At 67.8% G+C, this 16,092-nt stretch carries 14 protein-coding genes; all 14 read right to left on the minus strand.

The genetic code is table 11. The features are described from left to right. Window position 1: 1 nt before the first annotated feature. The 14 genes from POM99_RS08910 to POM99_RS08975 all read right to left on the minus strand — a co-directional run bounded on the left by POM99_RS08910 (window position 2) and on the right by POM99_RS08975 (window position 16,052). On the minus strand, window positions 2–1,012 hold the full coding sequence (locus POM99_RS08910; RefSeq protein WP_277276886.1) for a cell division protein FtsQ/DivIB: 1,011 nt from the start codon (window positions 1,010–1,012) through the stop codon (window positions 2–4). Then, a complete protein-coding gene (locus POM99_RS08915; RefSeq protein ID WP_277276888.1) occupies window positions 1,012–1,968 on the minus strand; it encodes a D-alanine--D-alanine ligase in 957 nt (318 codons plus the stop codon). The genes POM99_RS08910 and POM99_RS08915 overlap by 1 nt, the downstream gene beginning before the upstream one ends. Next, window positions 1,965–2,909, minus strand: coding sequence for a UDP-N-acetylmuramate dehydrogenase (gene murB, locus POM99_RS08920; protein ID WP_279644556.1), 945 nt, complete (start codon window positions 2,907–2,909; stop codon window positions 1,965–1,967). The genes POM99_RS08915 and murB overlap by 4 nt, the downstream gene beginning before the upstream one ends. Further along, window positions 2,858–4,282 (minus strand): UDP-N-acetylmuramate--L-alanine ligase, encoded by a 1,425-nt coding sequence (gene murC / locus POM99_RS08925; RefSeq protein ID WP_277276892.1) that lies wholly within the window; start codon window positions 4,280–4,282, stop codon window positions 2,858–2,860. The genes murB and murC overlap by 52 nt, the downstream gene beginning before the upstream one ends. 97 nt (window positions 4,283–4,379) lie before the next feature. After that, window positions 4,380–5,564 (minus strand): undecaprenyldiphospho-muramoylpentapeptide beta-N-acetylglucosaminyltransferase, encoded by a 1,185-nt coding sequence (gene murG, locus POM99_RS08930; RefSeq protein WP_277276894.1) that lies wholly within the window; start codon window positions 5,562–5,564, stop codon window positions 4,380–4,382. Beyond that, on the minus strand, window positions 5,561–6,796 hold the full coding sequence (locus POM99_RS08935) for an FtsW/RodA/SpoVE family cell cycle protein (RefSeq protein ID WP_277276897.1): 1,236 nt from the start codon (window positions 6,794–6,796) through the stop codon (window positions 5,561–5,563). The genes murG and POM99_RS08935 overlap by 4 nt, the downstream gene beginning before the upstream one ends. Continuing rightward, on the minus strand, window positions 6,793–8,124 hold the full coding sequence (gene murD / locus POM99_RS08940) for a UDP-N-acetylmuramoyl-L-alanine--D-glutamate ligase (RefSeq protein WP_277276899.1): 1,332 nt from the start codon (window positions 8,122–8,124) through the stop codon (window positions 6,793–6,795). Before murD ends, POM99_RS08935 begins: the two co-directional genes overlap by 4 nt. A gap of 4 nt (window positions 8,125–8,128) precedes the next feature. Then, the gene (gene mraY / locus POM99_RS08945; RefSeq protein ID WP_277276901.1) at window positions 8,129–9,193 is read right to left on the minus strand and encodes a phospho-N-acetylmuramoyl-pentapeptide-transferase; all 1,065 of its coding nucleotides are present in this window, start codon (window positions 9,191–9,193) and stop codon (window positions 8,129–8,131) included. Continuing rightward, a complete protein-coding gene (locus POM99_RS08950) occupies window positions 9,194–10,675 on the minus strand; it encodes a UDP-N-acetylmuramoyl-tripeptide--D-alanyl-D-alanine ligase (RefSeq protein WP_277276903.1) in 1,482 nt (493 codons plus the stop codon). Continuing rightward, window positions 10,672–12,123, minus strand: a complete 1,452-nt coding sequence (locus tag POM99_RS08955; RefSeq protein ID WP_277276905.1) for a UDP-N-acetylmuramoyl-L-alanyl-D-glutamate--2,6-diaminopimelate ligase — start codon at window positions 12,121–12,123, stop codon at window positions 10,672–10,674. Before POM99_RS08955 ends, POM99_RS08950 begins: the two co-directional genes overlap by 4 nt. After that, complete coding sequence (locus POM99_RS08960) at window positions 12,120–13,859, minus strand: peptidoglycan D,D-transpeptidase FtsI family protein (RefSeq protein WP_277276907.1); 1,740 nt, start codon at window positions 13,857–13,859, stop codon at window positions 12,120–12,122. The genes POM99_RS08955 and POM99_RS08960 overlap by 4 nt, the downstream gene beginning before the upstream one ends. Then, window positions 13,856–14,641, minus strand: a complete 786-nt coding sequence (locus tag POM99_RS08965; RefSeq protein ID WP_277276909.1) for a hypothetical protein — start codon at window positions 14,639–14,641, stop codon at window positions 13,856–13,858. Before POM99_RS08965 ends, POM99_RS08960 begins: the two co-directional genes overlap by 4 nt. Beyond that, window positions 14,638–15,648 carry a 16S rRNA (cytosine(1402)-N(4))-methyltransferase RsmH gene (gene rsmH, locus POM99_RS08970; protein ID WP_277276912.1) on the minus strand — a complete coding sequence of 337 codons (1,011 nt, stop codon included), beginning with the start codon at window positions 15,646–15,648 and terminating at the stop codon, window positions 14,638–14,640. Before rsmH ends, POM99_RS08965 begins: the two co-directional genes overlap by 4 nt. Continuing rightward, the gene (locus POM99_RS08975) at window positions 15,645–16,052 is read right to left on the minus strand and encodes an MraZ C-terminal domain-containing protein (RefSeq protein WP_277276914.1); all 408 of its coding nucleotides are present in this window, start codon (window positions 16,050–16,052) and stop codon (window positions 15,645–15,647) included. Before POM99_RS08975 ends, rsmH begins: the two co-directional genes overlap by 4 nt. Between the last annotated feature and the right edge of the window lie 40 nt (window positions 16,053–16,092).

Genomic DNA, 16,092 nt, shown 5'->3' on the forward strand with positions numbered 1-16,092 from the left:
GTCAATCCCGCGCCGTCTTGGGCGCCTTGGCGGCGGCAAGGCTGGCATCGGCGGTGGCGGTGGCGGTCGGTGCGGCCTTCTTCGCCGCAGCCTTTGCGGCAGCGGCGGCCTTGGCATCGGCGGCCATCTGGTCGGCATGGCCGGGAACGCGCAGATAGATGCGATCGGGCGCGCGCATGTCGAACGCCGCCACCTTGCCGCCCAGCAGGCGGTCCACGCCGTCCATGCGGGCGAAGGTCAGCAGCGCGCCGGCCGATTCCCGGTCACCTTCGGGCAGCGCCAGCACCTGGCCGGTCTTGAAGGTTAGGTTCCAGCGGCGGTTGCCGATCCATTCGGCCTCGGCCACCTGCGGCTTCAGCGCGGGCGCGGCTTCCAGCAGCTTGCCCAGGTCAACCACGTGCTGTTCCGCGCCTTCTCCCGAAAGCACCAGCAGGCCGCGCGCGCGGGCTTTGGACACGGCTTCCAGTTCATGGCCGGTCTCGTCGATCAGCGTCAGCTTGCCATCGTCACCGCGCATCACCGCGTGCGGGCTGCGCTCCACGATATCGACCACCAGCGTTTCGGGCAGCTGGCGCGATACGCGCGCGTCCTTCACCCACGAAAGCTGCAGCACCTGTTCACGCACGCCTTCCAGATCGAGCCGGGTCATCGCCTGATCGCTCTGGCCCAGGATCTTGTCATAGATCTTCAGCTCGTTCATGCGGTTGACGCCGCGCACCTGCAGGTGGACGACCTTGAAACCCGCCTTGGACGAAAGCGTGGCCGCCTGCTCTTCCACCAGCAGCGGGATGCCAGCCATCTGGATGATCACCCACAGCAGGATCGCCGCGATGCCGAAGATCACCGTCATCACGATGCGGTGGAGTGTCTCGTCGCTGAACGGCAGCGCGCGCACCGCCTGATCGACGATGGTGCCGGTCTGCTTGCGCGCGGTGGCGACCTTGGCGCGCGTGTTGCGCGTGGCGGCGGCCCGCCGCACGCCCTTGCCGCCACGCCGGATCGTCTGCGCCATCAGCCGCCCTTTCCTTGCCGCGCGTCAGCCCCTTGCAACGCTTCGGCAATGATCGCTTCTACCAGCGTGGGGTAGTCCATGCCCAGCGCCTTCGCCTGTTCGGGCACGAGGCTGAGCGGGGTCATGCCCGGCTGGGTGTTCACTTCCAGCAGGAACAGGCCTTCCACGCCCTGTTCGTCATCCCAGCGGAAATCGCTGCGGCTGGTGCCCTTGCAGCCCAGCAGCTGGTGCGCACGCAGGGCAATGTCCTTGCAGGCCTGCGTGATCTCGTCAGGAATCTCCGCCGGGCAGACATGCTCGGTCATGCCGTCGGTGTACTTGGCGTCGAAATCATAGAAGCCGGACTTGGGACGCAGTTCGGTGACCATCAGCGCCTTGTCACCAAGGACAGCGGTGGTCAGCTCGCGCCCGCGGATGAAGGGTTCGGCCAGCAGTTCGTCGAATTCCTGCCACGGGCCCACGCTGTCACGGCTGATCGGATCGCCATAGTTGCCGTCTGCGGTGACGATGGCGACGCCGACCGAGGAACCTTCGTTCACCGGCTTGAGCACATAGGGGCGCGGCAGCGGATCGCGGGCGTAAAGCTCCTCGGTCTTCACCACGCGGCCGCCGGGCATGGGCACGCCATGCGGCACCAGCGCCTGCTTGGTCAGCTCCTTGTCGATGGCGATGACCGAAGTGGTGAGGCCCGAGTGCGTGTAGGTGAGGCCCATCAGGTCCATCATCCCCTGCACCGTGCCATCCTCGCCCGGCGAGCCGTGCAGCGCGTTGAACACCACATCAGGCTTCGCTTCGGCGAGGCGCAGTGCGACGTCGCGGTCCATGTCGATCCGCGTCACGGTGTGGCCCTTGGACTCGAGCGCCTTGGCCACGCCCTCGCCCGACATGAGCGAAACGGGCCGTTCCGACGACCAGCCCCCCATCAGAACCGCGACATGAAGTTTCGGAAGTGTCACGGACGCCCTACCCTTTGAATTTCCCACTGCAGTTCCACGCCGGATTGATCCTTCACCCGGCGCCGCACTTCCTCGCCCAGCGCCTCGATCTCGGTGCTGGTGGCGGTGCCGGTGTTGATCAGGAAGTTGGTGTGCTTCTCGCTCACCTGCGCCCCGCCCATGGTCAGGCCACGACAGCCGGCCTTGTCGACCAGTTCCCACGCCTTGCCGCCATCCGGGTTCTTGAAGGTGGAGCCACCGGTCTTGCTGCGCAGCGGCTGGCTGGCTTCGCGCGCGGCGCTGATGCGGTCCATTTCGGCCTGGATGGCGGCGGGTTCGCCGGGATGGCCCCGGAAGCGCGCGGCGACGACGATGGAGCCGTCGGTCAGATCGGAATGGCGGTAGGTGTAGCCGAGTTCGGACAGCGGCAGCGTGGCGATCTCGCCGCTGCGGATCACCACGTCACAATCGACGAGGATGTCCTTCACCTCGCGGCCATAGGCACCGCCGTTCATCCGCACGAAGCCGCCGACTGTGCCGGGGATCGAGCGCAGGAATTCGAGGCCGGCGATGCCATGGTCGCGCGCGGTGCTGGACACGAGGATACCGCTGGCCCCGCCGCCGCAGTTGAGCGTGAGTTCGTCAACGGCTTCGACCTTGGCAAAGGCCTTGCCCAGCCGCACCACCACGCCGGGCACCCCGCCATCGCGCACGATCAGGTTGGACCCCAGCCCCAGCGCCATCACCGGCACCTGCGGCGGCAGCGCGGCGAGGAAGTCCTGCAGGTCGGCCACGTCCTTCGGCTCGAACAGCCATTCCGCCATGCCGCCGGACTTGAACCAGACCAGCGGCGCGAGCGGCGCATTGGGCGTCAGCTTGCCGCGCACGGGAGGGATGGCGGTGAGCGTGGTCACGCCGGTGCCTTCTCGCGCTCGATCGCGGCGGCAAGGCCTGCGGCCCATTTGGTGATGTCGCCCGCGCCCAGGCACACGACCATGTCGCCCGGCTGGATCGTGCCGGCCAGTTCCACCGCCAGCGTCTCCGGCCCGGCGATCAGGTGCGCGCTGCGGTGGCCGCGGGCCTTGATCCCTTCAACCATCGCGGCGCTGTCAACGCCCTCGATCGGCTGTTCGCCCGCGGGATAGACCGGCGCGGCATAGACCACGTCGGCATCGTTGAACGCGCCCTGGAAGTCTTCCATGTGATCGCGCAGGCGGGTGAAGCGGTGCGGCTGGACCACGGCGATCACCCGGCCCTTCACCCCTTCGCGCGCGGCGGCGAGCACGGCGCGGATTTCCACCGGGTGGTGGCCGTAATCGTCGATGATGGTGACGCCCCCACCATCAAGGGCAACCTCGCCCACCTTGGTGAAGCGGCGCTTCACCCCGCCGAACTTGGCAAAGCCGGTGCGGATGCATTCGTGCGAGCAGCCCATCTCGCGCGCCACGGCCACGGCGGCCAGCGCATTCTGCACATTGTGGCGACCGGGCATCGGCAGCTCGATATCCTCGATCCGCTGGAACGACCCATCGCGCTGGCGCAGCACCGCGGTGAAGCGGTTGCCGCCGGGGATCGGAGTCACGCCCTCGCCGCGCACGTCGGCCTGCGCGGAAAAGCCATAGGTCACCACGCGGCGATCGCGCACCTTGGGGATGATGGCCTGCACTTCGGGATGATCGATGCACAGCATCGCCGCACCATAGAACGGCACGTTCTCGATGAATTCGACGAAGGCGTCCTTCACCTTGTCGAAGCTGCCATAGTGATCGAGGTGTTCGGGATCGATGTTGGTGACGACCGCGATCGTGCCATCGAGCCGCAGGAAGGAGCCGTCGCTCTCGTCGGCTTCCACCACCATCCAGTCGCTGTCACCCAGCCGCGCGTTGGAGCCATAGGAGTTGATGATGCCGCCGTTGATCACCGTGGGATCGACCCCGCCGGCATCGAGCAGACAGGCGACCATCGAGGTGGTGGTGGTCTTGCCGTGGGTGCCGGCCACCGCCACGGTGTTCTTCAGCCGCATCAGCTCGGCCAGCATTTCCGCGCGGCGCACCACCGGCACGCGCGCTTCGAGCGCGGCGACGACCTCGGGATTGTCACGCTTCACCGCGGTGGAGGTGACCACCACCGATGCGCCGTCAACGTTTTCCGCGCGGTGCCCGATCATCACCGCGATGCCGCGCTGGCGCAGGCCTTCGACGACATAGCTTTCCGCGATGTCGGACCCCTGCACCGAATAGCCCATGTTGTGCATCACCTCGGCAATGCCGGACATGCCGATGCCGCCGATGCCGACGAAGTGGATCGTCCCGATCTCGGTCCCGACGCCCTTCACTCTGCGGCTCCGGTTGCGCCAGCGTGCTTCGACAGGCTCAGCACGAGCGGGGTAAGGATAAAGATCTGAATCCGCTCATCCTGAGCGTGTCGAAGGATCACTGTGCGTTCTCCCGCGCCAGCGCTTCCGAACCGGCATGCGCGGCCTTTGCCCCCGTATCCACGCGGATCACGTCCATCAGCGGTTCACCGCCAAAGCTTTCCACCAGGTCGGCAAGGTCGCCCACCGCGTTGGGCAGGCCGCAGTTCCACGCGGCGTGCGCCGCATTGCACAGGGTTTGCGGGTGAAGCGCCATGGTCTGCACTTGCTTGGCGAGTTCCTTGGGAGTGAAGCCGGACTGGCGGATGGCCCTGGCTCCGCCCGCGGTCACGATCTCGCGGGTATTGAAGGCCTGGTGGTCGTCGGTGGCGATGGGCAGCGGCACGAGGATGGCGGGGCGGCCCACGGCGGTCAGCTCCGCAATGGTCGATGCGCCCGCGCGCCCGATGAATAGGTGCGCCTCGGCCAGCCTGCCGGCCATGTCCTCGAAATAGGTGCCCAGTTCGGCCGGGATGTGGTGGCTGGCATAGCGCGCGCGCACCGCCTCGATATCCTCGGGCCGACACTGCTGCGTCACCTGCAGCCGGTGCCGCAGCGCAGGCGGCAGCATGGCGAGGCCGTCGGGCACAACCTCTGACAGCACCGATGCGCCCTGGCTGCCACCGGTCACCAGCACGCGGAACAGGCTGTCCTCGGTGAATTCGGGGAAAGGCTCTCCACGCAGCGCCAGCACTTCGGGCCGCACCGGATTGCCGACCAGCCGCACCTTGCCCCACAGTTTGGGATCGAGCCGGTCGACATCGGCATAGGCGGTGGCGATGGCGTCCACCCGTTTGGCGAGGAAGCGGTTGACCCGGCCCAGCACGGCGTTCTGTTCGTGGATCACGGTGGGAATCCCGGCCGCCTGCGCCGCCAGCAAAGCGGGCAGCGCCGGGTATCCGCCAAAGCCGATCACGCACGAAGGCTGGAAGCTTTCGAACAGGCGCAGCGCCATGCCGCGCCCCTGCCAGATGGCGCGCAGCGCCTTCAGCGCGGCGATGGGATTCTTCGCCATGCGCCCGGCCGGCAGCACGTGTGCGGGCAGGAACGCGGGCTTGCCGGGAATCTTCGCGCCGCGCTCGTCGGTGACCAGCGCAACGTGATGCCCGCGCCGTTCCAGCTCCACCGCCAGCGCGAACGCAGGGATCAGATGCCCGCCGGTGCCCCCGGCGGCGAGGACATAGTGCCGTGAAACCGCGCTCATTTCCGCGGAAGCTCCCTGAAGTCGAAGGATTCGCGGCTCAGATAGGGATTGCGGCGCGTGATGGCGAGCAGGAAGCCCACGCCCATGAGCAGGGCGATGGTGGACGACCCGCCATAGGAGATCAGCGGCAGGGTCATGCCCTTTGACGGGAACAGCTGCAGGTTGACGAGGATGTTGATGAACGCCTGCCCCGCCACCTGCGCGGTCAGCCCGGCGGCGGCGAGCACGGTGAACAGGTCTTCCTCGTCCATCATGCGCAGCATCACGCGCACCACGATGGCGCAATAGATCACCACGATCACGGCGCAGGCGACCAGCCCGAACTCTTCGCCGATCACCGAGAAGATATAGTCGGTATGCGCCTCGGGCAGCGACATCTTGCGGCTGCCCAGCCACAGCCCGGCACCGCTCCACCCGCCGTTGAGCAGCGTGCGCATGGCAAGGTCCACCTGATCAAACTCGCTGCCGCCCGAAAGGAACGCATCGATGCGGTGCGTGGCGTTGGGATAGAACAGATAGGCCAGCACGACCACCACGATGCCGCCGCCGAAGCTGTAGAGGATCTTGTTCACCGAAAGGCCCGACAGCAGCACCAGCACGAACCACACCCCGCCGAACAGCACGGTGGAGCCGAAATCCGGCTGCGCCATCAGCAGCACGCCGGTCATCCCCATCAGGCCGATGGTGATCGGCAGCACCGGAATATTGGGATCGCGCACTTTCCATGAAAGCACCCACGCGATCGCGATGGCGAAGCCGGGCTTGAGGAATTCCGAAGGCTGCAGCGAAAAGCCGATCCACAGCCAGCGCTTGGCCCCCTTCACCTCGCTGCCCACCAGCGGCACCAGCACCAGCGCCACCAGCATCGTGGCCGCCAGCACGATGGCCAGCCGCCGTGCGGTTTCCTTGGGCAGCAGCGAACACACGAACATGCCCACCATGCCCACTGCCAGCCAGCGCAGGTGCAGCCAGAAGAAGTAGAGATCGCCCAGGTTCTTCTGCGCGGTGGACAGGCGATGCGCGCTGGCGGGCGAAGCGGCGGCAACGGCCACCGTGCCGATCACCACCAGCGTCATCACCAGCCCCAGCAGCACGCGGTCGATCTCGCGCCACCAGATCACCAGCTCGCTGCGGCGGCTGCGGCGATAGCGGTTGGCGCGGCCGATCACCTTCACGCCGCCATCGCGGGTGGGCGTGGTGATCTGGCGGGTCGGCTCGGCAGTGGCGGTCATGGCGTCTCCACCGGCGGGCACGGCGCAGACCGATCGGCAATCAGCGCGTTCACGATCTGGCGGAAGCTTTCGCCCCGCGCCTCGAAATCGCGGAACTGGTCAAAGCTGGCGCAGGCGGGGGACAGCATCACCACGTCGCCCGGCTGCGCCGCATCCATCGCCTGCCGCACGGCATCGCACAGCATCTCGCTGCGCTGCACCGGCATCACCGGCTCAAGGATCTGGGCAAAGCGCGGCCCCGCCTCGCCGATGGTATAGGCCTGCACCACATGGCTGAAATAGGGGACGCATTCGTCTAGATCGTCGCCCTTGGGCAGCCCGCCCAGAATCCAGTGGATGCGCGGATAGGCACCCAGCGCCGGCGCTGTGGAGGCCGGATTGGTTGCCTTGCTGTCGTTCACGAACAGCACGCCATCGGCCTCGGCCACGCGCTCCATGCGGTGTGGCAGGCCGATGAAGCTGGCCAGCGCAGGCCGCCAAACGTCCTCGCCAATGCCCAGCTGCCGCGCGATCTCCACCGCGATGGCTGCGTTCTGCAGGTTGTGCGGCCCCTGCAGCGAAGGCCAGTCAGCCTGTCCCGCAAGCTGGTCGGGATCGACAATGTGCACCTGCGGTCCGCCTGCGGCATTGGCCGCTTCGCCCGCGATGCGCAGCGTGTTGGCGTCCCCCCGGCCGAACACCGCGTGGTTGCCTTCATGCTGCATCGAAAACAGCCGTGCCTTTGACGCGGCATAGCCCTCGAACCCGTCGTAGCGGTCGAGATGGTCGGGGCTGATGTTGATCAGCGCCGCAACGTCGCAGGCCAGGCTGCGCGTCAGGTCGATCTGGTAGCTGGACAGTTCCAGCACATAGACACCGCCTTCGCCCAGCGGCTCCTGCCCCAGGATCGGCAGGCCGATGTTGCCCCCCAGCCGCGCCGGGATGCCCGCCGCGCTGACGATGTGATGCACCAGCATCGTGGTGGTGGATTTGCCGTTGGTGCCGGTGATGCCCACCACGCGATGCGCGGGAAGGTTCGCCCGCGCCTGCGCAAACAGTTCGATGTCGCCGATCACCGGCACGCCGAACGATGCGGCATGGGCGGCGATGGGATGGCGGTTCAGCGGCACGCCGGGCGAAACCACCACCCCGGCATAGCCGTTGAGGTCCAGCGTCAGCGGATCGGCGATCTCCGCCCTGCCCTCTATCCCCGCGCGCGGTTCCTCGCGACCGTCCCACGCGGTTACCGTCGCCCCGCTGGCGAGCAGCGCCTCCACGCTGGTCAGCCCGGAACGGGCCAGACCCAGCACGGCATAGCGCTTGCCGGCGAAGGCGGGGGAAACGATCATCCGCTCATCGTACCTTCAGCGTGGCAAGGCCGAGCAGCGCCAGCACGATGGAGACGATCCAGAAGCGGATCACCACGGTGGATTCACGCCAGCCAAGCTGTTCGAAATGGTGGTGGATCGGCGCCATGCGGAACACGCGCTTGCCCGTGCGCTTGTAGACGAAGACCTGCACGATCACCGAAACAGCCTCCATCACGAACAGGCCGCCCACGATGGCGAGCACGATCTCGTGATGCACCGAAACCGCGATCACGCCCAGCATTCCGCCCAGCGCAAGGCTGCCGGTATCGCCCATGAAAACGGCCGCGGGCGGCGCGTTGAACCACAGGAAGGCAAGGCCCGCCCCCATCGTGGCGGCGCAGAAGATCGCCAGTTCGCCCGCGCGCGGCACGTGCGGAATGCCGAGATAAACGGCATAGTCCGCGCGGCCCGCCAGATAGGCGATGATCGCGAAGGTGCCCGATGCGATGATCACCGGCATGATCGCCAGGCCATCCAGACCATCAGTCAGGTTCACGGCGTTGCCCGCACCCACAATCACGAAGGCGGCGAACAGGTAATAGAACGGCCCCAGCGGGATATACAGGTTGCTGAACACCGGCACGTGCAGGTTGGTGTCGGTCACCACCAGCCACGCGGCGACGCCCGCCACCACGAATTCGCCCAGCAGGCGCACCTTGGCCGGCACGCCCTTGTGCGCGTACTTGGTCACCTTGTCATAATCGTCGAGGAAGCCGATCAGTCCGAAGCCCAGCGTGACGGCAAGGCTTGCCCACACATAGCGGCTGCCCAGGTCCATCCACAGCACCAGCGCCACGGTCAGCGCGATCACGATCATCAGCCCGCCCATCGTCGGCGTGCCGCGCTTGGCCAGGTGCGATTGCGGCCCATCCTCGCGGATCGGCTGGCCCTTGCCCTGCCGCACGCGCAGCATGTTGATGAAGCGCGGCCCGATCAACAGGCCGATGGCCAGCGCGGTGAGCAGCGCGGCGCCCGCCCGAAAGGACTGGTAACGGATAAGGTTGGCCAGCCCCTCGAAATGGAGCCATTGCGCCAGGATATAGAGCATTCAGTTTTCCCTGGCCGTAAGGGCACGCACCAGCGCACCCAGCCCGACAGAATTCGACCCCTTGACCAGGATGGCGTCCCCGCCCCTCGGTCCGCCCCTTGGACCATTGGAAGCGAGGCATTCCGCCGCCTCGGCCGTGGTCTGGACATGATCGGTTTCAATCCCGCCCGCAAGCATCGGGGAATCGCTTTTCCCCAGCGCTTCGGCCAGCGGAGCCATTTCGGGCCCGACGAGGATCACCCGGTCCACCTTGGCCGCGCGCAGCGGCTCGATCAGCTCGGCGTGATAGCGCGGGCCATCCGCGCCCAGTTCGCGCATCGCGCCCAGCACCGCCACCCGCCGTGCCGCCGGGGTCAGCCCCAGCTGCGCCAGCGTGGCGCGCATCGATGCGGGGTTGGCGTTATAGCTTTCGTCGATCAGCAGCGCCTCGCCCGATCCGTCGCCGCCCGATGCCGGGATGCGGTGGCGCGCGCCGCGCCCGGCCAGTCCTTCCATCTCGGCCAGCGCAAGGCCCGCCGCGCCAAGATCGCCGCCGATCGCGCTCACCGCCGCCATCACCGCCAGCGAATTGGCGATCCAGTGTTCGCCCGGCATCGCCACGGTATAGCACAGCTTGCGCCCTTCGAGGTCCGCCGTCACCAGCGTGCCGCCGCCCGGCGCGGGCACCGCATCGATCAGCCGCACGTCCGCATGCGCCGCCGTTCCGAACGAGACGATGCGCCCCGCATGGCGCGCCGCCTTGGCCTTCAGCCGCTCGAAATGGCGGTTGTCGGCGGGGATGATCGCGGTGCCGCCGGGTTCCAGCCCTTCAAAGATCTCGCCCTTGGCGTCGGCGATGCCCTCTTCGCCATTGAAGTTCTCGATGTGCGCGGGGCCCACCGTGGTCACCACCGCCACGTGCGGGCGCACCAACCGGGTCAGCGCGGCCAGCTCGCCCGCGTGGTTCATCCCCATCTCGAAAATGCCGAACCGGGTGCGCGATGGCATGCGCGAAAGGCTCAACGGCACGCCCACGTGGTTGTTGTAGCTTTTCACCGAACGGTGCGCGCGGCCCCGGCTGCCCCGGTCAAGCGCGGCGAAGATCGCCTCCTTCACCCCGGTCTTGCCGACAGAACCCGTCACCCCGATCACGCCCGCGTCCACCCGCGCGCGTGCGGCGATGGCCAGCGCTTCGAGCGCGGCGGTGGTGTCCTCCACCAGCACGTGCGGGTAATCCACCGGCCGATCCACCAACGCGCCCGCCGCCCCGCGCGCAAAGGCGCCGTCAAGGAAGCGGTGCCCGTCGGAATTCCCGCCCTTCAGCGCCAGGAAGAACTCGCCCTCCATCACCTCGCGGCTGTCGATCCCCACGCCCGCTACGGCGAACGGGGCAGAGGCGCGGCCACCCGTGGCCTCGGCAATCTCGCGCGCGGTCCACAGCGCGGTGCCGCGATCGTCATCGGGGCTGGTGGGCCATGCCAGCATGGCGGGATGAGCGTTCATGCAGTGCACTCCCGGGCAACCTGGACGTCGTCGAACGGCAGGACGCGCATCGCTTCGCCCCGCCCGATGATCTGGCCCTGTTCATGCCCCTTGCCGGCGATCAGCACGATATCGTCACGCCCGGCCATGGCCACGGCCTCGGCAATGGCAGCGCGGCGGTCGCCCACTTCGCGCGCCTTGCCATCGCAGCCGGCCAGCACGGCGGCGCGGATCGTGGCTGCGTCCTCGCCACGCGGGTTGTCGTCGGTCACGATCACCACGTCCGATCCGGCGCAGGCGGCGCGGCCCATCTCGGGCCGCTTGCCCCCGTCGCGATCACCCCCGGCGCCGAACACCGTGATCAGCCGCCCGGCCACATGCGGGCGCAGCGCCGCGATGGCGGCCTCGATCGCATCGGGCGTGTGCGCATAATCGACATAGACGGGCGCGCCAGTGCGGCTGATCGCCGCGCGTTCCAGCCGTCCGCGCACCGGCTGCAGCCGGCCCAGCGCCTCGAACGTGCGCTCCGCCCCGCCCCCGCTTGCCAGCACCAGCCCGGCGGCGACCAGCGCGTTCGCCGCCTGGTATGCGCCGATCAGCGGCAGCGTCACCTTGCGGCGCGCGCCCTCGTGCTCCAGCTCAAGCACCTGCCCCAGATGCGTCGGTGTGCGGGAGAGCAGGCGGATTCCCTCCGCCCGCTCTCCCACCGTGAGCAGCCGCAACCCCCTTCGGCGGGCGTGCTCAACCGCCTGTTCCGACCAGTCGTCATCACTCCAGAGGACGGCGGTTCCATCCGGGGAGACGACTTCGTCAAACAGGCGCATCTTGGCCGCGAAATAATCCTCCATCGTCGCATGGTAATCGAGATGGTCGCGCGACAGGTTGGTGAAGGCGCCGGCCATGACGCGCAGCCCTTCGTTGCGGAACTGGCTGAGCCCGTGGCTCGATGCTTCATAGGCCACATGCGTCACGCCTTCACGCGCAAGGCCGGTCATGTTGGACAGGAACGTGACGATATCGGGCGTGGTCAGCCCGGTGGAGACGCTCTCGTCCGCCGTGGTCACGCCCAGCGTGCCGATGGAGGCGGCCGAGTGCCCCGCCATGCGCCACATCTGGCGCACCATCTCGACGGTGGACGTCTTGCCGTTGGTGCCGGTGACGGCCACCACCGTTGCGGGCACCGGCTGGAAAAAGCCGCGCGCCACGCGGGCAAACAGGCGGCGCGGTTCGGCATCGGCCAGGTGGGCCGCGCCTTCCACTTTCGCTTCGGGCCGCGCCACGATCGCCACCGCGCCTGCGGCCACGGCGGCTTCGATGAAGTCCTCGCCGTTGAAGCGCGTGCCCGGAAACGCGCCGAATACCGTGCCCGGCGCCACCTTGCGATGGTCGATGGCGAACCCGGTCACCTGCGCATCCCCGTTGGCGGGAATGGGCAGGCCGGCTGCGGTGGCAAGGTCGGCCAGCTTCATTCGCCCTCTCCGTTGCCCACCAGCGGGGAAAGGTCGGTGATGTCCACATCGCGGCTGGCATCGGGCACCACGCCCAGCAGCGGGCCCACGCGCGGCACCACGCGGCCGACCACGGGGGCGGCGTTCCACGCGGCGGTGCGCTGCCCGCTGGTGGCCTGCGTGCCCTGCGGCTCGTCAAGCATGGCGACGACCACAAAGCGCGGCTTGTCCATCGGGAAGGCGGCGGCGAACGTGGCGATCAGCGAGGTCCGGCGGTATCCGCCCGTGCCCGGCTTTTCGGCAGAGCCGGTCTTGCCACCCACGCGGAAGCCCGGCGCATCGGCCTTGCGCCCGGTGCCATCCTGCACGATCAGGCGCAGCAGCTGGCGCATCCGCGCGCTCGACGATGCGCTGAACACGCGGCGCCCGGCCGGGATGTTCGCCGGGTCCACCTTGAACAGCGTTGCCGGCCGCCAGATGCCGCCATTGACCAGCGCGGCATAGGCAGAGGCGAGATGCAGCGGCGTCACCGCCATGCCGTGGCCATAGCTGACCGTCATCGTGGTGATCCGCGCCCAGTCACCCGCCTTGTCGGTGCCGTGCGGAAACAGCGGGAAGCCGCGCGCGGGCAGCTCGATCGTCGGGCGCTCGTTCATCCCCAGCGCGATCATCGTGCGCTTCAGCGCCGGCCCGCCAAGCCTGTCGGCCACTTGCGCGGTCACCACGTTGGACGAATGGATCAGCGCCTCGGGCACGTTCAGAGATGCGCCGAAGTTGTGGCTGTCATGGATTGTGAAGCCCGCAATGCTCAACGGCCCTGCGGGATAGCGCGTTGCCATGTTGGTCACCACGCCCGCGTCGATCGCGGCGGCAATGGTGATCGGCTTCATCACCGATCCAAGTTCATAGACCTGGTTCGACACGCGGTTGAACACCAGGTCGTTGTAGGCAAGGTCCGAACGGTTGGGGTTGAACGATGGCAGCGAGGCCAGCGCCACCACCTCGCCACTGTCGGCATCCAGGATGATGCCCGCCGCGCCCTTGGCGTTGGATTCCATCATGCCGCGGCCCAGCTCGTCCTCAAGCGCGCCCTGCACGCGGGCGTCGATGGCCAGCTGCACCGGGGTGCCGCGCTGCGCAGGATCGAGCAGGCGCTTTTCCAGCACCTGCTCCATGCCCACATGGCCGTTGCCGTCCTTGTCGACAAAGCCCAGAACGTGCGCCGCCAGCGACCCTTGCGGGTAATAGCGCTGGTTCTCGCGGGGGAATTCCAGCGCCGGCTCGCCCAGCGCAAACACCTTGTTCGCCTCTTCCGGCAGCACGCGGCGGCGCAGGTAGCTCGGCTTGCCGGCCTTCAGGCGCGAAAGGATGTCGTTGTAGTCGGCGTCGGGCCAGATCGCGACCAGCGCCTTGGCCACTTCCTCGGGCGTCTTCACCAGCGGCAGCCCGCCCTCGCCCAGCGCCTTGGGATTGAACCACAGCGAATAGGACGGAAACGCGCGCGCCAGCGGCACGCCATTGCGATCGGTGATCTCGCCGCGCGGCGGCAGCAGCGCTTCGGCCAGCGAGGCGCGTTCGGGCGTCTGTTCGAACAGGCCCAGCTGCCCGATCCGCACCAGCGCGGTCAGCGTGGCGAACACGAACAGAAGCAGCACCCACAGCACCCGCACCTTGGCGGTAACCAGCGAGCGCTGGCGCACATTGGCCAGCTGGACGCGGCCAGTCGCTATCGCGGCCGAGGCGGTGAGTGCGTTCACTTCCGGGTCTTTTCGTCCTTCATCGCCAGCTTCACCGGCTTGGTGGTCTTGGGATTGGGCTTGGAATCGCCCGCTTTCGCGGTCTTCACCGCCGCAGCCTTAGGCTTCGCGGCGTTCTTGACGGAAGGCTTGGCGGCCACCTTCTCCACGGTCTTCTTCGCCGCAGTCTTGGCAGTCGCCTTGACGGACTCCTTCCCGGCGGTCTTGACCTTGGTGTCAGCCTTGTCCTTGACTTTCGCCTTGGCGGGCTCGTCATCGCTGCGCCGCACCGTCGCCAGCTTCTCGCCCAGCGAGGCGGCGGCCGTGGCGTGATCCACCTTCACCGGCTGCGCGCCATCGGCGCTCGCGTCGATCTTCACCGCCGGCGCATCGGCGCCCATCGGCTGGCCGGTCAGCGGCGAAACCATCGCCGGAAACGCCGCCTGCGCCACCACGGCATCATCCATGCTGGCCACGCGGATCGGCTCGGGCGCACCGGGGTCTGCCGGCATGGAGAGCGAGGCCAGCTGGCGCTCGTTTTCCAGATATTGCCCGGCGGTGGGGGCCACATAACCGAATTCAACGTCGTTCCACGCCTTCAGCTGCTGCTGGTTGGCGCGCGTCTCGAACTCGGTCTCGAGGTACATCTTCTCCTGCTTCAGCGCGACGATCTTCGCCTCGGCCCGGTGCACCTGGCTGCGCAGCGCGTTGACGCGAAACGCCAGCACCATCAGCAGCGCACCGCACAGCAGCAGCAGTGCGATCCAGCCGATAGAGCGGAGGCGGTTTGCGGTAACGATCATGCCGCGAAGCTCCCTTGAAGATCCCTGGCGGGTGCGTCGGTGCGGACGGCCCAGCGCAGGGTGGCGGAACGCGCGCGGGGATTGCGCGCCTCTTCCGCGGGTGTCGGACGGATCGCCGCGGAAGGTTTCCCGAAGGCGGGGCTTACGGCGGATGCGATCTGCGGCAGGTGGCGCGATCCGGCGGGCATCGATCCCGATGCTTCGCGCAGGAACTGCTTGACGATGCGGTCTTCCAGGCTGTGGAAGCTGACCACGGCCAGCCGCCCGCCCGGTGCCAGCACGCGCTCTGCGGCGGCAAGCCCGGCCACCAGCTCGTCCAGTTCACCGTTGATGTGGATGCGCACCGCCTGGAAGCTGCGGGTTGCAGGGTCCTTGGGCGCACCCTTGCCCCGTGCTTCGGGCCGCCAGCCCAATGCCTTGCGGACAACGGCGGCAAACTGCCCGGTGGTGGAAAGGGGGCGCGCGGCGACAATGGCCCGCGCGATCCGGCGCGACTGACGCTCTTCCCCGTAACGGTAGAGGACGTCGGCAATTTCCCCCTCATCGGCTTCATTCAGGAAATCGGCCGCGCTGGGCCCTTCCTGGGACATCCGCATGTCTAGGGGGCCGTCGCTGGAAAACGCAAATCCGCGCTCCGCCTGGTCCAGCTGCATCGAGGATACGCCGATGTCGAAGACCACGCCCTGAACCCGCGCAATTCCGGCCTCCGCAAGTCCTTCCGCCAGTTCGGAAAAACGCCGGGGATGGAGAACCAGACGCACAGGTTGTCCACAGGTTTCTCCCCAGAGCCGCCCGGCCGCCACCGCATCGGGATCGCGGTCGAAGGCATGGACGGTCGCACCCGAATCCAGCAGCGCGCGAGTGTAGCCGCCGGCACCGAACGTGGCGTCCACGACCAGGTCACCCGGCGCAGGTGAAAGCGCGGCCAAGACCTCGTCAAGCAGCACCGGAACGTGCGGCGCGCGCGGATCGGGAAACACGGGGGTGGCGGGGGTTTCGGGGGTCACTTGCGCTTCCCCTTGGCCGCAGCCTCGGCCATCAGCGCGCGGCAGGTCGCCTTGGCGCTGTCCCAGCCGGGACCCATTTCGAACAGCACTTCGGGCGACCAGATCGTGAACGACGATCCGCCGCCATGGAAATACAGCGCATCGCCGATTGCGGCCTGTTCGCCCAGGTGGTCGGGCAGGACGAAGCGACCGGACTCATCGAAAGAGGTGCGGATGAAGCCATAGAGCTGCGCCGCACGCATGTCGGGATCGAAGTCCTCGCCACGCTGCAGGGCCACGGCTTCCTCGTGCGCGATCTGGTCGGCAAAGCTTTCGGCGCGGGACAGGCCGAACCCGACAAGGCAGGGATGCTTGGCGTGCTTGTCGAGGCAGAGGATGCGCTGGTCGCCAGAGGCGGTTTTCACGGTGGCACGAAAATCTGCAGGGAGGACAAAGCGGCTCTTC

The sequence above is a fragment of the Novosphingobium cyanobacteriorum genome (genome assembly GCF_029436685.1).
In the GTDB taxonomy this organism is placed as follows: Bacteria; Pseudomonadota; Alphaproteobacteria; order Sphingomonadales; family Sphingomonadaceae; genus Novosphingobium; species Novosphingobium cyanobacteriorum.